The organism is Paenibacillus sp. B1-35, from assembly GCF_050474385.1.
GTDB classification, from domain to species: domain Bacteria; phylum Bacillota; class Bacilli; order Paenibacillales; family Paenibacillaceae; genus Paenibacillus_B; species Paenibacillus_B alvei.
In genome coordinates this window covers 438,357-455,631 of sequence record NZ_JBCHVJ010000002.1, presented here as the reverse complement: position 1 = coordinate 455,631, position 17,275 = coordinate 438,357, and the positions used below count along the sequence as shown (strand labels likewise).

Annotated in this window: 15 protein-coding genes; 5 read left to right on the top strand and 10 right to left on the bottom strand. The window is 46.6% G+C overall.

Annotation, left to right across the window (positions count from 1 at the left end; translation table 11 throughout):
* Window positions 1-123 precede the first annotated feature (123 nt).
* Entirely contained in the window at window positions 124-465 is a 342-nt protein-coding gene (locus ACQ5BJ_RS09560) for a YugN family protein (RefSeq protein ID WP_005548216.1), read from the top strand.
* Between the two features lie 31 nt (window positions 466-496).
* A complete protein-coding gene (gene ftsW, locus ACQ5BJ_RS09555) occupies window positions 497-1,738 on the top strand; it encodes a putative lipid II flippase FtsW (RefSeq protein ID WP_163975665.1) in 1,242 nt (413 codons plus the stop codon).
* A 36-nt stretch (window positions 1,739-1,774) separates the two neighbouring features.
* Here ftsW and ACQ5BJ_RS09550 read toward each other — a convergent pair whose 3' ends face one another.
* Window positions 1,775-2,164 carry an Asp23/Gls24 family envelope stress response protein gene (locus ACQ5BJ_RS09550; protein ID WP_005548210.1) on the bottom strand — a complete coding sequence of 130 codons (390 nt, stop codon included), beginning with the start codon at window positions 2,162-2,164 and terminating at the stop codon, window positions 1,775-1,777.
* 199 nt (window positions 2,165-2,363) lie between these two features.
* Between ACQ5BJ_RS09550 and cax the strand changes: the two genes are divergently transcribed.
* The gene (gene cax / locus ACQ5BJ_RS09545; protein ID WP_005548208.1) at window positions 2,364-3,428 is read left to right on the top strand and encodes a calcium/proton exchanger; all 1,065 of its coding nucleotides are present in this window, start codon (window positions 2,364-2,366) and stop codon (window positions 3,426-3,428) included.
* Between the two features lie 157 nt (window positions 3,429-3,585).
* Here cax and ACQ5BJ_RS09540 read toward each other — a convergent pair whose 3' ends face one another.
* The 5 genes from ACQ5BJ_RS09540 to ACQ5BJ_RS09520 form a co-directional block, all read right to left on the bottom strand.
* The gene (locus tag ACQ5BJ_RS09540) at window positions 3,586-3,876 is read right to left on the bottom strand and encodes a YlaN family protein (protein WP_005548206.1); all 291 of its coding nucleotides are present in this window, start codon (window positions 3,874-3,876) and stop codon (window positions 3,586-3,588) included.
* 300 nt (window positions 3,877-4,176) lie between these two features.
* Window positions 4,177-4,419, bottom strand: a complete 243-nt coding sequence (locus ACQ5BJ_RS09535; protein ID WP_163975671.1) for an HPr family phosphocarrier protein — start codon at window positions 4,417-4,419, stop codon at window positions 4,177-4,179.
* A gap of 112 nt (window positions 4,420-4,531) precedes the next feature.
* On the bottom strand, window positions 4,532-5,647 hold the full coding sequence (locus ACQ5BJ_RS09530; protein ID WP_268599633.1) for an aminopeptidase: 1,116 nt from the start codon (window positions 5,645-5,647) through the stop codon (window positions 4,532-4,534).
* A gap of 101 nt (window positions 5,648-5,748) precedes the next feature.
* Window positions 5,749-6,576 (bottom strand): hypothetical protein, encoded by an 828-nt coding sequence (locus tag ACQ5BJ_RS09525; protein WP_268622596.1) that lies wholly within the window; start codon window positions 6,574-6,576, stop codon window positions 5,749-5,751.
* A gap of 113 nt (window positions 6,577-6,689) precedes the next feature.
* A complete protein-coding gene (locus ACQ5BJ_RS09520) occupies window positions 6,690-8,651 on the bottom strand; it encodes a sensor domain-containing diguanylate cyclase (protein ID WP_289355001.1) in 1,962 nt (653 codons plus the stop codon).
* Window positions 8,652-9,023: 372 nt separating this feature from the next.
* On the opposite strand from ACQ5BJ_RS09520, the gene rpsD reads away from it, so the two are divergent.
* Window positions 9,024-9,623 carry a 30S ribosomal protein S4 gene (gene rpsD / locus ACQ5BJ_RS09515; protein WP_163975677.1) on the top strand — a complete coding sequence of 200 codons (600 nt, stop codon included), beginning with the start codon at window positions 9,024-9,026 and terminating at the stop codon, window positions 9,621-9,623.
* 172 nt (window positions 9,624-9,795) lie between these two features.
* Window positions 9,796-12,942: a transglycosylase domain-containing protein gene (locus ACQ5BJ_RS09510; protein WP_005548194.1), complete on the top strand. Its 3,147-nt coding sequence runs from the start codon at window positions 9,796-9,798 to the stop codon at window positions 12,940-12,942.
* A gap of 77 nt (window positions 12,943-13,019) precedes the next feature.
* On the opposite strand, the gene ACQ5BJ_RS09505 is transcribed toward ACQ5BJ_RS09510, so the two are convergent.
* The 4 genes from ACQ5BJ_RS09505 to ACQ5BJ_RS09490 are packed head-to-tail and all read right to left on the bottom strand — an operon-like array spanning window position 13,020 to window position 17,230.
* Window positions 13,020-13,859 (bottom strand): PRD domain-containing protein, encoded by an 840-nt coding sequence (locus tag ACQ5BJ_RS09505; protein ID WP_430109952.1) that lies wholly within the window; start codon window positions 13,857-13,859, stop codon window positions 13,020-13,022.
* A 58-nt stretch (window positions 13,860-13,917) separates the two neighbouring features.
* Entirely contained in the window at window positions 13,918-15,351 is a 1,434-nt protein-coding gene (locus ACQ5BJ_RS09500; protein WP_430109954.1) for a PTS transporter subunit EIIC, read from the bottom strand.
* 36 nt (window positions 15,352-15,387) lie between these two features.
* Window positions 15,388-16,251 (bottom strand): carbohydrate ABC transporter permease, encoded by an 864-nt coding sequence (locus ACQ5BJ_RS09495; protein ID WP_163975683.1) that lies wholly within the window; start codon window positions 16,249-16,251, stop codon window positions 15,388-15,390.
* A gap of 31 nt (window positions 16,252-16,282) precedes the next feature.
* The gene (locus tag ACQ5BJ_RS09490; protein ID WP_051135153.1) at window positions 16,283-17,230 is read right to left on the bottom strand and encodes a carbohydrate ABC transporter permease; all 948 of its coding nucleotides are present in this window, start codon (window positions 17,228-17,230) and stop codon (window positions 16,283-16,285) included.
* Window positions 17,231-17,275: the final 45 nt, after the last annotated feature.

Below are 17,275 nucleotides of genomic sequence, written 5' to 3'. Positions count from 1 at the left end.
CGGTTCATGCGGTAACCACGCTAGGGATCTCTTGCGCAAGCGTAGGAAACATACTATCATGGAAATGAGTAAAGATGGTTGTACTTATAAGGTAGACGAGAACTCGAAGGAGGAAAGTGGTACATGATAATCGAAAATTCTGGCCTGATTGGGCTTGAATCCGACCTTGCTTATCTTGACGAAGCAATGGAAAAGCTCGGTTTCGTACGAGGCCAATGGGAGTATTACCGTGCTACATACGACTTGAAGATGGAAGCAGGCAGCGAAGACTATTACTTGCGTATTAATACACGAGTGAAAGAAGGCAAGCTCGAGAAGCCCGATGCCGTTTTGGCTATTGAAGCGGTCTACATGGGACGTGCGTCTTTCCCGCATGGGTTGGACTATGAAACCCCGATCCCGCAAGCACAGCTCAATACCGCTACTCAACGCCTACATCAATTGAAGGAAGCGCTCAGCGCGTAGTGGTTCTCACTTGAGTAGAACATACAAACCCATGAAACGAGATACCCCGTCTCCACCAGCCAAAGGCACGCCGGATTTCACCTTGCTCGTGCTTACTTTATTGCTCGTAGGATTCGGTGTCGTCATGGTGTATAGTGCGAGTTCTAGTCTAGCTGCCGTTTCTGCTTTATACAACCACGATGCACTTTACTTCGGCAAACGTCAGCTCATGTGGGCTGGATTAGGATTGATTGCAATGCTGATTGCAATGAATATCCCGTACAAAATGTATAAAAAGTTATTTATCCCTTTATTTATTGTTACGATTATAATGCTGGCTCTCGTTCCTTATATAGGACAAGAGCGAAACGGGGCAAGAAGCTGGTTCGGTATCGGCGGCACCATTGGGGTACAGCCGGCGGAATTGGCTAAGATTTCAATTGTTCTGTACCTGGCCGCCTTAATAACCAAGAAGGGCGAGAAATTTCGAGATTTCAAAAAAGGGCTTTTCCCTGTCATGATTATCGTCGGCTTCGTTGTCGGCCTGATCATGCTGCAGCCCGACTTTGGATCTGCGATGATTTTGGCCGCCTGCGCCGGTGTAATCGTCATTGCAGGCGGAGCCAACCTGAAGCACATCATGAATTGCCTGTTGGTAGGACTAACAGGTGTGATTGTCGTTTTAGGATTACATTCTTTGCTATCGCCCGGGAAGCTGGCGGACGGATATCAATTCGCCCGCATCCAGTCTTGGCTCGATCCTTTTCAAGATGCACAAGGAACCAGTTATAATTTGCTTCAATCGTTGAAGGCCGTCGCTCATGGCGGATGGACAGGAGCCGGGTTCGGTCAGAGCATCCAGAAGCTGTTGTATCTGCCTTATCCGTATAATGACTTCATCTTCGCCATCATCGCCGAGGAATGGGGCTTTATTGGAACAAGCATTTTCCTGATCGTCTATTTGATGTTCATTTGGCGTGGTATTATAATCGCCCTCCGATGCCCGGATACGTACGGAACGCTTGTGAGCGTCGGCATTATCGGTATTATTGCCGTTCAAGCCTTCATCAACATTGGAGGCGTAACGAGAACGATACCGATTACCGGTGTTACGCTGCCGCTCATTAGTTATGGCGGTTCCTCGCTGCTTATTACGATGGCGAGTATCGGCATATTACTGAGCGTCTCCCGCGAGGCCAATCGGATAAGTCATGATAAAAAGCCAGTTGGCAGCTTGCCGAATTCTCGCGAACGAACAACAAAAAAAGACTACCGACCGCTCAGGTCCGTGTAGTCTTTTTTTGTGTGTTGTGCATGCAAGCATAAGTGCCTATTTGGTGATTCGCTGAATCTCCTCCAGCTCCTCGTCTTTAAATGCGACGCCCTCTACCTTAATATTAATTTCAACGACGTCTAGTCCGGTCATATTCTGAACCGCTTCGCGGACGTTTAATTGCAACTGGCGGCACACTTCCTGAATTGGCATGCCATACATGACAATCACTCGCAGATCTATAGCGGTTTCCACTTGACCTACCTCTACAGATACACCCTTTTGCACGTTCTTGCCGCTCAATCGCTTCGCCCAACCTTCGGACAGTCCGCCTGACATAGCAGCAATACCTGGAGTTTCAAGCGCAGCAAGACCAGCGATTGTGGCGACGACATCGTCGGATATCCGAATGTTACCTTCCTGTGTGTTCAATTGTTCCTCAGCCATCGTCATCCTCCTTTCTGTCTCACCTATATTGTAGACGATTATTGAACATGAAAGCAAACAGAGTATTCAACTCGCCCCAAATTCAGATGTTGCACGATAAAATGGATCAATTGGCCATAGTTTACAAACGAAAATCAGTTCGCTATATTAAATATCAGATATTTTGGCCCAAACAATTTAAACGATAGGAGTGGTCGGTTTGCGCAACCGATTGTTTTTCGCGCTATTGTGCATCACATTCGTCCTAAGCGGGGTAGGTCATTACCTCCATTGGAATATGACAGTGCAATTCGTTATTTCCGCAATCGCGATTATCTTCGTGGCGGGCTTCCTCGGACGATCTACAGAAAGTGTATCCCATTATGCAGGCCAGCGACTTGGAGGATTCCTAAATGCAACCTTCGGTAATGCAGCTGAGCTTATCATCGCGATCTTCCTTGTGCGGGAAGGACTATTCGACATGGTCAAGGCCAGTTTAACAGGAGCAATTATCGGCAACTTGCTGCTTGTATTGGGCCTTAGCTTATTCGTGGGCGGATTGAAGTTTAAAGTGCAGCGATTCAACATTGAGCTTGCCGGAATGAATGGCTCCCTCATGCTGCTTGCTGTCATTGCATTATTTGTGCCCGCCGCATTTTTTACGACCCATTCCATCAGTGCAGAAGGAACGAAGACACTCAGCTTAATCGTAGCAGGTGTATTGATCGCTGCCTATTTACTCTGGCTCGTGTTCTCTATGATTACGCATAAGGACATGCTCGTAGACGAATCGGCGGTTGGTGAAGAGCAAGCCGAAGAAGAGCCTGCTTGGTCCAAATCCAGATCTATCTTTTATCTGCTTCTATCTACGGTCATGGTCGCATTCGTCAGTGAATGGCTTGTTGGCACCCTGGATTCATTCACCGCACAATTCGGCTTATCCGAACTGTTCGTAGGGGCATTCGTGATTGCGATCGTGGGCAATGCTGCAGAACATAGCGCGGCAGTTATGATGGCCATGAAGAACAAGATTGGCGCTGCCGTCGAAATTGCAATTGGCAGCAGCTTGCAAATTGCACTGTTCGTAGCACCGGTGCTCGTCTTCGTCAGTACACTGTTTGGACAAACGATGGATATCGTATTTACAACCATTGAGATGGTGGCAATTGGCGTCTCTGTATTTATAGCCAAATCCATTTCCCAAGACGGTCGTACGAACTGGTACGAAGGCCTGCTGCTGTTAGCTGTGTATGTGATTCTTGGCGTCTCCTTCTATCTCGTCTAAGCGATCCGGTCTATGCGATCTAGCTCAGCTATTAAGCGTGGGGACAGCTTGTCATCAACTTTTTTATACATAATGAACACAAAAAGCTTGGGACTTGTCCCAAGCTTTCTTTGTATTCAGCCGTTACGCTATACGCTCTACATATTTTCTTCTCTATTTATTTCTCTGCTTTGTTCAATGCTTCATACAATACGGCAAGATTCCGCTCTAATCTGCTGACCAGCATACGTCCGACATCCTCTTCTACCAATCCAGCTCTTACCGCAAAGTCCACCTGTCTAGAAAAACCATACATCTGCGTATCTAGCACTTCCTCATAGAGAGGGCAGTAACGCGTCGCCAAGTTCTCCATTTGAACTTGAATGAGTTTCTCTATTTGATGCGCATCATCTTCAAGCAGAGCGAGCGCCTTATCATTGATCTTTTGTACCACATCCGACGAAGACATGCCTGATTTCCCCCCTATGACCCGAAGTCACGTTTGTTCTATTTCTAATATTAGACGATCACGCCCTGTAACACAAGATGCACGGTGAACTTCTATGTGATAAACCGCACATTTCCAGCGCCATGGCAAACGTTCATAAAGGACTGAATGCCTTGCACCGCGCGCATATTTACTGTATCACAGATGTTGCATGGCGACAAAAAATATAATGAACCGTCAACATGAACGTCGCAGTCTCATTCCAATATGAAAGAAGAGCCGAGACAAATCGTCCCGGCCCCCTATTCTTCTCGTTTCGAATTATTCGGCTACAACAGTTACATTCAAACCGTGCTTTGCAAATACCTCAGCCATTGCTGCTTTTGCCTCGTCCACATCTGGACCATGGACATGCAGTTCATAGGCTTGATTACCAACGAGCGTTGTGAACAAGCCAAGAATACTTTTTACGTCAATGTATTTGTTGTCGGCTTGTAACACAATCGAGGATCTGAATTTGTTCGCTGTTTGCGAGATTTCCACAATTGCCGTGTTGTTAGACATTGAAATCCCTCCGTCTCAGTAAATCACATCTAAATTTATACGCTTCCATCATACCGTGAATAAGAGTCTTGGCGCAAGGTGAAATCCTTCATTAGAAGCAGGCAAATATAGACTACTTCAAATGTTCAGGATTCAAGCATTCCAGCTCTGGAATGACAAATCGGCCGTCTTTGCGTACGAGCACATCATCAAAGTACATCTCACCGCCGCCGTACTCTGGACGTTGGATCAGAACCAAGTCCCAGTGGATGGACGAGCGATTGCCGTTATCCGCTGTGTCATAGGCTTGGCCCGGTGTGAAATGAATGCTGCCCGCGATCTTTTCATCGAACAAAATATCCTTCATCGGGTGCAAGATGTACGGATTGACGCCAATTGCAAATTCCCCGATGTGGCGAGCCCCTTCATCCGAATCCAAGATTTCATTCAAGCGATCCGTATCGTTGCTTGTTGCCTCCACAATTTTACCGTTCTCAAAACGGAATTTCACGTTCTCGAATGTGAACCCGTTGTAGATGGACGGTGTATTGTAGGACAAGGTGCCATTCACCGAATCACGCACTGGAGCCGTATACACTTCTCCGTCTGGAATGTTCCGTTGTCCGGAGCATTTGACAGAACCAATGTTCTTGATGGAGAAGCTAAGATCTGTTCCTGGTCCGACCAGGCGTACCTTGTCAGTACGATCCATCAAGTTTTTCAAAGCATCCATCGCTGTATCCATTTTGGAATAGTCCAGGTTGCATACATTGAAGTAGAAATCTTCAAACGCCTCTGTCGATGTGTTCGCCAACTGGGCCATTGAAGCGTTCGGGTAGCGGAGCACAACCCATTTCGTGCGTTTTACACGCTCTTCCATATGTACAGGATGGGAGTAAATTGACTCATACAATGCCATCTTATCTTTTGGCACATCTGCCAATTCATTCGCATTCTCCCCTGCACGAATACCGATATACCCCTGCATATTCTGCATACGAAGCAAATCGTACTCTTTCCATGTCTCCATTTGCTCTTTGGTTGCATTCAAGAGAAGCGAACGCAGCACAGAACGATCGGTTAGCTGCACAAACGGACGGCCGCCACGCTTAGCAATCTCGTTCACAATACATGTAACCAGTTCACGCTCAGATCCAATCATCTCTACAAGGATATTTTCCCCTGGCTGTACATCCACAGAGTATCCAACCAAGTTTTTCGCAAGCTCTTCTATTCTTGGGTCTTTCATCCTATGGTTCCTCCTCGGTCGGTTTGCATGATCTTACGATTATCATTGTATCACGATGATCGCATGACGTCAGCGGTTCCTACCGCTGTACAAGTGATACTCTACTCATACAAAAATCGGGACTGCATGTGAACCAGCTCTTCCTTCGGCTCTCCTTGCTCATCATAAGATGAAGTGATCCAACCTTCTACGTAGGCAGGAAGCGAATCACGCTTATTTACCCATACCACATACTTCGCTTGTACCGCTGCATTCTTCAGCTTCGCATAGAGATCCTTACGGCCTTGAGCAGCAAGGGCTGATAGTTTCTTTTGCAGCTTTTGCTCGTCAGCTTGAGACATGCTGCCCTTCATTTGCTGCAGCTGTACATTTGGTGTAATCAACCGATCATAATCATCAATCAATTGTTTCGTATACATGTGCTTAGCTTGTTCTGCGTCTACATCAACTTGCAATGGAATCAAATCCGCTCGCTGCTTCTCGTCCATGCTCATAATATGCATCTTGCTTGTTGAGCCTGCATGTGTTTGTACAACGGGATCATAACTTGTCAGCGCCTTCACACGCTTGGCCCCATCGATTCTAAGCTCTTCCAATTGTTTAAGCGGATTCCATCTGTTCTCTGTCGTTGTCTGCTCAGCCTGAGGGCTTAACCGCATATAGATCCCCTTATGCTGTTGAATTTCTCCCTCATATCGCAGCTGCTTCGCCAGCAGCTTATCTCTACCTGTTCGAATTTCAGCCATCCCCTGAAAGCGAAACTGATCTTTACCTGCCATGCCATTTAGTGCTCTGTCAAGCAATGCTTCAGGAGGTGTATGATCCGCAATCGAACATCCATGGATCAAAATAGCACCAAGCAGCAGTACTGCTGTCCGCGTTATCCTGTTCCACTTTACTCGTACTTTTGCTCTTGTCGTGGTTATCATGTCAATCACCTCCACTATATTCATGAACGAAAAAAAGAGGTGGGAAATGTTATTCCCGCCTCTTTTAGCGTTTCACGTCTGTTTTGGAATTATTCGACGGTATCGCAATGCGCTTACCACTCCTTCTTGCTCACTTGAATCCGGTTCCGTCCACCGTTCTTCGCCTCATACAAGGCGACATCTGCCCGGTAGAACAAAGATTCCACACTAATCTTCTCATCCTGCCAATTCCAGTCTGCAATTCCACATGAAACCGTAACACGCGGATCTGTTTCATTGGCCACTCGAGTCCGTATCCGTTCCGCCACACCAAGTGTTTGGGACAAGGTAAGCTGTGGCAAGTATATTGCAAGCTCCTCACCGCCCCAACGGGCCGCAATATCTGTTTCTCGAATCGATGAGCGTATGATTCGGCTGACTTGATTCAGAATCTTGTCGCCAATTTGATGACCATAGGAGTCGTTAATATGCTTAAAATAATCAATATCCGCCACAATCAATGACCCACAGAAATCATTCTTTTGCAGCCGATCGATTTGCTTGTCCAAATAATGCCTTGCAAAAAGCCCTGTAAGCTGGTCTTTATTCGCAAGATGTTTCACTCTTGCATGCAAGGTGGCGTTTGCAATAGCAAGACCAATATGAGTAGCAAGCATTTGCAGCAGCTTCAAGTTCTCATACGTAAAGAATTGCGGCCGCTTGTCTGCAAGCAAGACAATCCCAACCAGCTCGCCTCCGCCGAATAACGGAGCTGCAATAACGGAACGCAAGCCGAGCTTCTCGAAGAATTGCATCGAAGCAGGAGTCTGCTCCGTACAGTCAGACACAATTATCGGTTCACGCAGTGAGATCATATAGCCGAACAATCCTTCATCTGCCGGCATATGAGCCCCATCAAACTCTTCTAAATTACAGGATACGACCTCGAAGCGATTCTTCTCAGTATGGAGCTGCAGCAATAGGCAAAATTCAGCACCGAACACCCGCAGCAGTTCATGCGTAGCGTCTCGGAATACATCCCGCAGCCGCAGGCTCTGATTAATTCGCTTCGTCAAATCATTGATAAAACGGAGCTCTTGTATGACTTCATTGGCTTGCTCATGAAGTCGTGCATTCTCAAAAGCCGTCCCTGCTGTCTCTACGACGAGTTGAATGAGCTGCACATCCGAAGGATCAGGATCCTCGCCAAGGAAGCATACCTTCAACACGCCGTATGAGCCTTGCTTGCCGCAAAGTGCAAAGGCAACTTCAATATGTCCCTCCTGCGTTCGTCCGTAACATAGTTCGCCCTTCATAAAGGCCTGCATTACAATTGGGTCTCCCCATGACTTGAATACGAGCGTCTTCACCTTCGGATTCACACTATGATGATCTTGCGATAAATACACCTCAATGCTCGATTCCGGCACAAGCCGTTCGACACTTTCCATAATTTGCGTCAATACTGCATCTACATCAATTCGATCATGCATGTGACGCACAACATTATATAGAACATCTCTGCGCTTATATTCTCTTTCAACAACGCGCTGTGTGTACATAAGTTCTTTAATAAATGTATATTCAAATGCAAGATAGAACTGAGCGCGAAGCGCGTGTGTCCACGCTTCGAGTGCTGTCATAGCCTCATTCGGCATCAGCAGTTTATACACAGCGACTGCGAACACATCACGCCCTTCTCGTGTGTGCAGCGGGCACATAACCAATACCCCGTCTCCAATAGCTGCTATCGTCTTGGTTCGCTCTTGCAAACATTCATTCATCGCCTCGCTGGCTCTGCTGTCCGTATCCAGCAGTGACTTATCTCCTGCGAGCCATCCACCGGAATAATCATAAATAGCGCTGCTTCCAATGATGGACAGCGCTTCATTTGGCATATCCTTCAGCCACGCGCGGTAGGCGGATTGCAGCAGTGAGGCAATATACGGAAAGTCATGAGGTGTCACATCACGTTGCAACAACCATCCTTCTATTGCCAATTCATCATCGACAGGAGCGGATTCTTGGTAATCCTTTGTCTCTATCTTTTTCGGTTCTAATTCAATTGTATAATGTGGAAGTTGACGTTCCGTCATCCTCTTCTCCTTCATATTCGAAAGGTTGTTCATTTCCTATCATACATGATTTTTCAATGAAAATGTACTATATCCCGAAAACCAATTCTAAAATTTTGGTCCATTAGAACCATGCCTAAAGATCTAATGACTAGACGTTTTCCAGCACAATTGGAATTGATAGCTTGACAGAAGAGTGTCCTATCTTATAATATTATGTGATGTATATGGGCGAAACTGTTGTGTCACCCTCACGACAATCATCACCGACTAGGCAGCGGCTGAAAACCTGAGTCGGAGCTGAACGAATTGATCGAACGGCATAGGATGATTTCGACGCAATGACACCCCACAATCTAACGATAATTTTGATTGAGAAGGAGTCAATATAACATGGCACGTTACACAGGTCCTAAATTTAAATTGAGCCGTCGTCTTGGAATTTCCTTGAGCGGTACTGGTAAAGAATTGAAGCGCGCGTATCCTCCAGGACAACATGGTCCAGGACAACGCAAAAAATTGAGCGGCTACGGCGTTCAATTGCAAGAAAAACAAAAATTGCGCCACATGTACGGTTTGGGCGAGAAGCAATTCCGCACATTGTTCAACCGCGCATCCAAATTGCCAGGCATCGCTGGTGAGAACTTCATGTTCTTGCTCGAAAGCCGCTTGGACAACTTGGTATTCCGTCTTGGCCTTTCCAACTCCCGTGCAGGTGCTCGCCAATTGGTAGCACACGGTCACGTGACTGTGAACGGTAAAAAAGTAGACATCCCGTCTTACATCGTAACTCCTGGTGATGTTATCGGCTTGCGTGAAAGAAGCCGTGGCTTGAAAGTGATCAAAGAGGCTCTTGAAGGCCGTCATCACTTGGCAGGATACTTGGAATTCAACGAAGCTGCTATGGAAGGTAAATTCGTACGTTTGCCTGAGCGCGGCGAGTTGTCCCAAGACATCGATGAAAAGCAAATCGTCGAGTTCTACAGCCGATAAGATTCGCTCTATCGCATAGAAGCGACACCACAATCGCCTCCCCTAGCGGGAGGCGATTTTTTTATGTTTACCCGCTATATTATCATCAGGAAATGCGATTTACGACGCTCTTTTTCCCCTCACTTTTATGGTATAATGGAAAGCGCTGCACTTACTAAGGAGGAAAAAATGCATGGTTGAGGAGAAAGTGACGGAAAGCGGCAAAAAACCGACGCGCAAGAGGTCGATTGGCCGCACGATATGGTCCGTTATCAAATGGCTCATGCTGTTCGGCCTGCTATGCGGCTTATTTGCTGGTGGGGCTGGTCTCGGTTATGTAACGTCCTTAATTAAGGACGAACCAGTTCGCCCACGGGAAATGATTCAGCAGAAGATTCAGGAGAATGCCATAACGGGATTCGTCTTTTTCAATGACGGCAATCAAATCGGACAGCTTCGAACCGAAGAAGATCGTCGTCCCGTCTCATTAAAAGATATCCCCCAATCCGTCATAGATGCCCTTATCGCGATTGAAGACAATCGATTCTATGAACATATGGGCGTTGATATTCGCGGACTGTCTCGGGCTGTAGTACAGAAAGTATTGAATCAATCTGTGCAAACGGGCGGCAGTACGCTTACACAACAATTGGCAAGACGAGTATTTTTGAATTTGGATCGTACCGACAGCCGCAAGGCAAAGGAAATATTGCTCTCTCTGCGTATGGAGCGCGTGTTGTCCAAAGAAGAAATTATTGTTGCATATTTAAATAAGGTTCCTTTCGGCAACGGTTCAACAGGCTATAATTTATACGGAATTAAAGCAGCAGCTAAAGGTATTTTTAATATTGATAATTTGAGCAAGCTGAATATTGCCCAGTCTGCATATTTAGCGGGTCTTCCACAGTTGCCTTCTGCCTATTCGGCCTTTAACGGTAAAGGTGAAATCAATGAAAAAGGTATTGCACGTGCGATAGAGCGGCAGAAGCTTGTTCTCAAACGAATGCTTGAAGAAAATAAAATTTCGATGCAGCAATATAATGAAGCGCTGGCGTTTGATATTCGCAAATCGATTGCCCAGCCTCGGGAGAAGGCATACGCTACATATCCGTATCTGATGATGGAAGCGGAACGCGCAGCCGCAGAAGTGCTCGTGCTTCAGAAAAACCCAGGACTTACGAAGGCAGACTTGCGCAAGCGCGAGAACAACGATATGCTGCAGTCGGCACGCGAACAGTTGTTGCGCGGCGGGTATCTCGTATATACCACCATCGACAAAAAGATATATGATGCGATGAAGCGAGTATCTTCCAATCCCAATAATTTCTCACCGGACAGTAAAACAAAAGGTGTTGAACAGGTTGCGTCGTTGATGGTCGATCATAAATCTGGTGCTATTCTAGGCATGATCGAAGGAAGAGACTTCAAGATCGAGCAGATGAACTTCGCCACGCAAATGCTGAAGCAGCCTGGCTCGACGATGAAGCCGCTGGCTGCGTATTTGCCTGCGCTTGACCAGGGCTTGATTCAACCAGCTTCCATATTGGACGATGCTCCGATGGTGCTCAAGGACGGCTCTAAGGGTTATCATATTCCAGGCAACGCCAACGGTCGCTATCAAGGGCTCGTTACCGCACGAAGCGCATTAAGCCAATCACTTAACCTGCCGGCTCTCAAAATCTACATCGAGAAGCTGGGTGTGAAAAAAGCGCTGGATTTCGTGCAGAAGCTCGGTATCACAACCATTCAGCCTGAAGATTACTACGCACAAACTGGCGTTATAGGCGGCTTGCGCTATGGCGTTACGGTTGAGGAAATTACCAATGCATTCGGTGCAATTGCGAATCAGGGTGTATTCAATGATGCGTACTTGATTAGCAAAATTGTAGATTCCAAAGGAAATATCGTCTATCAGCACAAGGAAGAACCGCAAGCGGTCGTTTCCAAGCAAAGCGCCTATCTGATGACAGACATGATGAAATCGGTCATTACGGATTCGAGAGGTACAGGACGCCGCGTGAGAGGCGAATTTGACCTATATGGAAAAGTTGAGGTTGCCGCAAAAACTGGCTCGACCCAGAACTATGCGGATACTTGGTTCATCGGCTCAACTCCTGATGTCACGATGGGCGTATGGGTAGGCTATGACAAGCCGATTCATGTATTGAATCGCGATGCCCGCTCACGCTCGACAGAGATATGGTCGAAGGTCATGAACGAGGTGAACAAGGCCAAGCCTGACCTGCTGCAAACGAAGGAATTTACTCGTCCTGACGGCATTGTAAGCATGACAGTGTCTGGGTACAGCGGTAAGCTTCCAAATGAATTAACAAGACTTGGCGGCAAATTCGTTACAGATATTTTCAACCGCAAGTATGTTCCAAAGACCGAAGAAGATGCGCTTGTTCACATGAAGTACATTACCTATGACGGCGTCAACTATATACCACAGGACAGCACTCCTGCTGATATGGTTGCAGAGAAGGTTGTACTGAAGCGTGAGAAGCCAATCCAGGAGCTTGTTGAAGAATTGAAGAAGGCGCTGGGTCATTTATCATCCAGCAGCAATCGCCGATCTTTATCTGCCTATTTGCCGGAGGACGCCAATAGTGACGCACCAGCGAAGGTCGATCCACGTCAAGACGATGGCAAAGCGCCTTCTGCACCACGCGACGTTCGGATTGCAGCATCGAAGAGCGATGCCGTTCACATCACCTTCTCTCGCAATCCAGAATCCGATGTAGTCGGATACCGTCTATATCGATCATTGAACGGCGGAACATACCAGCAGCAAAGTGGAACCGTATTGACCGGTGATGATACGAGATTCAGCAGCTATGCATCAAGCAGCCAACAATACAGCTTCTATGTGACAGCTGTCGATGTCGGTGGACATGAATCGATACCTTCTGAAATTGTCCAGTGGGGAGCTCTAGGCTCAGGAACAAAAACAGAGGTACCTCAACCACCGGGTACCAATGATCCAAGTGAATCGAGCAGGAGAAATTCAGGCGGCCAAGCCGGTAGCCATGAAGCCGATAATGGCAATGCTCAGGAGCCGCAACAGTCAGCAGCTCAGGCTCCTGACTCTCCTAGCGGACTGAAGGCATCGTTAACGGATATGGGTGTAAAACTTACTTGGAAGGCTTCAGCCAACAATCCAAGCGAATATTACATCTACTACAGCGCGAGCCGCAACGGCCCTTATGAGCGAATCGGATCTTCTGCCTCAACTGACTTTGAGCTGATTACATTAACACCAGGCGGATGGTATCATGTAACAGCTGCAAACAGTGCAGGCGAATCATCTGCCTCCTCTTCTGCTCAGGTCAATAATTAAATTTACACAAAAGAGGACAGAATGCGATAGACATTCTGTCCTCTTTTTTTTCATGTTATCATCCATTGCTTCTTCCCTCATATGCTAACATTTTTCCGCTGAACAAGCCGTTCCAAATGCATCGTTAGAAATCCGATTTCTTCTGGGGGTACCGCTTTTTCCAGCCCTTCAGCAATCCAGCCTGCCAATATAATTGCCTTTTCATAGGCTTCTTCATATTCTTCACGAATTTGAACGAGCAGCGGATTGTTAAGTGTCTTCCCTGCTCTTACTCGATCAATGAGTCCCTTTAAGTGACCAATAAAGAGTACTGTGGAGAGCGACTCATCAAAGTCAATGCCAACATGCTTGCCATTCTCCAGCACTCTCGATATCATTTTCAATTCAGCAACAGACTTATTGCCCTTGCCGCCACTTCTTGCTCCGTGAAAATGCATTGCCAAGAACGCAACCTCATCTTGAGGCAAGTTCACATCCAACTGATCATTTAGGTAATCTATCGCCCGCTCTGCTACGCGATATTCATCTCGATACAAATGCTGAATTTCGAACATGAAGGGATTGCTGATCACTAAGCCGCGCTTGCAGCGCTCAATGGCTAAATTAATATGATCAACGAGTGCAGAATGAATCGTTTCTGAGAAATCCCCTTCCAAATGACTCTGTGCAAATGCAATCACTTCCTCGACTACACCAATAATTTTGAAATCCACCGCATACAAAATTTGCTCGTAATGCTCCAGCACTTCCGTCGTATGCAGTAAAAATTCCTGTTTTATATCATTTTCATTCACCTCCATACCCGGCTTTTTTTGAAAGCCAATCCCTTTGCCAAAGGCGATAGAGTTTTTCCCATTGGATAGTTTGGTCATCACCACATTATGCGACAGGACATGCACAATTTTCCGTTCAATCATCCGCTCTCCCCTTCCAAGAATCGAACTGCCCTGCTAATGGATAACCGAGATATGCGTGCTAACCGTTAATAAATGCTGACACGCTTAATCTTCGCTCAATCTTCTCCCGCAGAAGCTCCGAATCCGTTCCCATCACAATATGGATGTGACCTTTGCCGACACGCATCAAACCATACGCGCCAAGAGACATAATCCCTCCCTCATCTACCTTGGAGTCATCCTCAAGCCGCAGCCGAAGTCTAGTAATACACGCATCGACAGCTCGAATATTTCCCATTCCTCCTATATAGCCTAGCAATCGTTCCAATAGGGCATCTGTATCATCTCGCGTTCCAATTGATGGGATTATGGCCTCCATCGTTGCCTGCTCCTCACGTCCTGGTGCGTGAACATGAAATACACGGATTGCAATTGTTGCGGTCGCATAATACAGTCCAAAATAAAGAATTCCGAGTAATAGCAAGAGCAGAGCATTTCTAACGCTCGTCCACGATATGAACATATCGATGAAGCCTGCTGAGAATCCAAATCCTGCTCGAATGCTCATGAGATCTGCTAGCATGAGTGCTAATCCCGTATAAATGGCATGCAGACCATAAAGAACTGGGGCAGTCAGCATAAGTGTAAATTCAAGCGGCTCTGTTATCCCTGTCAGGAAGCTTGTCAATGAGGCTGTCAACATAATCGACGCAACACGCTTGCGTTCATACAATTGGGAGGAACGGACTATGGCAAGTGCATAAGCCGGCAGTCCAAACATCATAACAGGGAAAAATCCTGCCATAAAGGTTCCAGCTGTCGGATCGCCTGCATGGAACCGCCACAAATCGCCTCGCACAATCGCCCCGGAATCTGTTACGTATTCCCCAATTTGAAACCATGCAATATTGTTCAGTATATGATGCAGTCCAGTAGGTATGAGCAATCGATTCAACAAGCCAAATATGCCAGCCCCCCAGCCTTTTGCCGTCAGTATACTGGAACCTGTATCACGAATGGCCTCCTGGATTGTCGGCCAAATCAGGCCAGCTACTACCCCTACACCAACCATCGCAACGGAAGATATGATCGGGATAAAACGCTTGCCTCCGAAAAATCCGATTGCTGCCGGGAGCCTTATTCTATGGTAACGGTTATACAAGGCAGCTACGATCCCTCCGCATAGCATTCCTCCCAGAACACCCGTATCCAAGACAATTCCATGCTCAAAATGCTTCATGACATTCGTAAATACAAAGTAACCAACAGCAGCGGCCAAAGCTGCAACCCCTTGGCCTGATGTCAATCCAATCGCTACCCCCACAGCAAAAAAGAGCGGCATATGATCGAAAATGGCGTTTCCACCTAACTTGCATACACTTGCTGCTGCTGCCATCCATGGGATATTGGAATGAATATCTCCGATACGCACTAATATCGAAGCTGCGGGGAGCACTGCAATGGGGATCATCAGTGATCGGCCGACTTGCTGCATATAAGTCATCATTTTCATTCGCAACACTATCCCCTTACCCTACTCGGATATGTGTTATTTAATCGCACCAGCCATCATGCCGCTTGTAATTTGCTTCTGGAAGATTATATATAAAATTAGTACAGGGATGATCGAAAGCAGTAATCCCGCAAAAAGTGGCCCCCACTCTGTACGATACTGCATCTCGGCCTGCATAATCGCGATGCCGACAGGGATCGTATACTTATCGGGATCATTTACCAGCACCGTACCAATAATATATTCATTCCAAATATTCAATACGTTCATCATGCCAACAGATATAAGTCCAGGCTTAACAAGCGGAAGCATAATACGAAAAAAAACACCATAATGCGAGCTGCCGTCGATGGAAGCCGCCTCATCCAGTTCCTTCGGCATCGACCTAAAAAATCCAACAAGCACAAATACGCCAAATGGCAAATTAATTGCCGTATACACCAGAATCAGTCCCAGAAGCGAATTATCCAGATGCAGGTTGGAAAGAAGGAAAAATAACGGGATTAAGCCAAGGATAAGGGGAATCATCATGCTGGACAAATATAAATTATAGAGCGCCATGCTTCCGCGAAACGGAAATCTAGCGATAACATAGGATGTAGTTGAAGATAGAAGCAATGCCAGCACGGTGCTTGCCACTGTAACAAGCAATGAGTTGGTAAAGTACATCCCTAAATGGTAGTTGCTCCAAACTGCTGTGAAATTAGCCCATTCAAGCGGCCACTCCGGCAAGCTCCACGGTGCATGTAACAGGAACTGCTGATTCGTCTTGAACGAACCAAGGATCGTCCACAGCAGCGGATAAATGACGAATATCGTCCAAATCCCGAGCAACGCATACAATAAGGCTCTAACAACCTTTTGAGAACGCTTACGAGGATATTGCTCTATGGAATTCATAGACTGTCCTCTCCTTTTCCAGTCCAAATAATCAAGCCATCTCAATTGCATCTCTATGCATTAGCCGCTGAAGCGCCAGGGTTGTTATGAGCGACAGGACAAGGATCAGTACACCAATCGCGGAAGCATAGCCGAAATGGAATTGTCGAAATCCCATTTGATACAAATATGAGCCCATGACCTGTGTTGCATTATCCGGTCCGCCTTCTGTCATCATCCACACGATGACGAACGAGCCATTCAAGGTTGTCATAACCACCCATAGAATGGATACTTTGATTTGCTCCCACGTAAGCGGCATCGTGACACGCCAAAATTGCTGCCACTCCTTAGCACCATCAATACTCGCTGCCTCATATAAGTCCTTCGGGATATTCAAAATGCCCGCAATAACGAGGATCATGACAAAGCCTACACCTGCCCATATTGCCGGAGGCAGCAGCATCCACATCGCCAGTTTCGGATCTCCTAACCATGGTGTCTGAACCTTTTCTGACGTGAACAAAGATAGAAACGAATTTAAAAATCCAATACTAGGATTGTAAATATAATTCCAAAGCACGCCAATGACTACGACCGACAGGATGTTGGGGATAAAAAATACTGAACGGAAAAATCCGCTTCCACGTACCCGAAAACGGGTCATCAGTACGGCGAACAATACCCCTAATCCGACAATGCCAACTACCTTCCAAAACACAAAGAAATAATCATTCATGATCGCCTTGATGATTATAGGGTCATTTGCCAAGTCGCGATAGTTCTGGATGCCGATCAAGTTCTTCGTCTCCGATCCACCCGACCAGTCTGTAAAACTGTAATACAATCCGTGAAAAATGGGGTAGATCATAAACAAGCAGAAAAACAGCAATGTTGGTACCGTAAATACGAACACAAAGAGCTGACGCTTTCTCTTCCATGAGAGGCCGACTCTTCCGCTTGCATTCCCCTTTGCGGGAGTTCCCTGTGCGGGCACCATCTTTTTCAAGTAGTCCCCTCCTTAACTCTCATTTGTTCAAAGCCG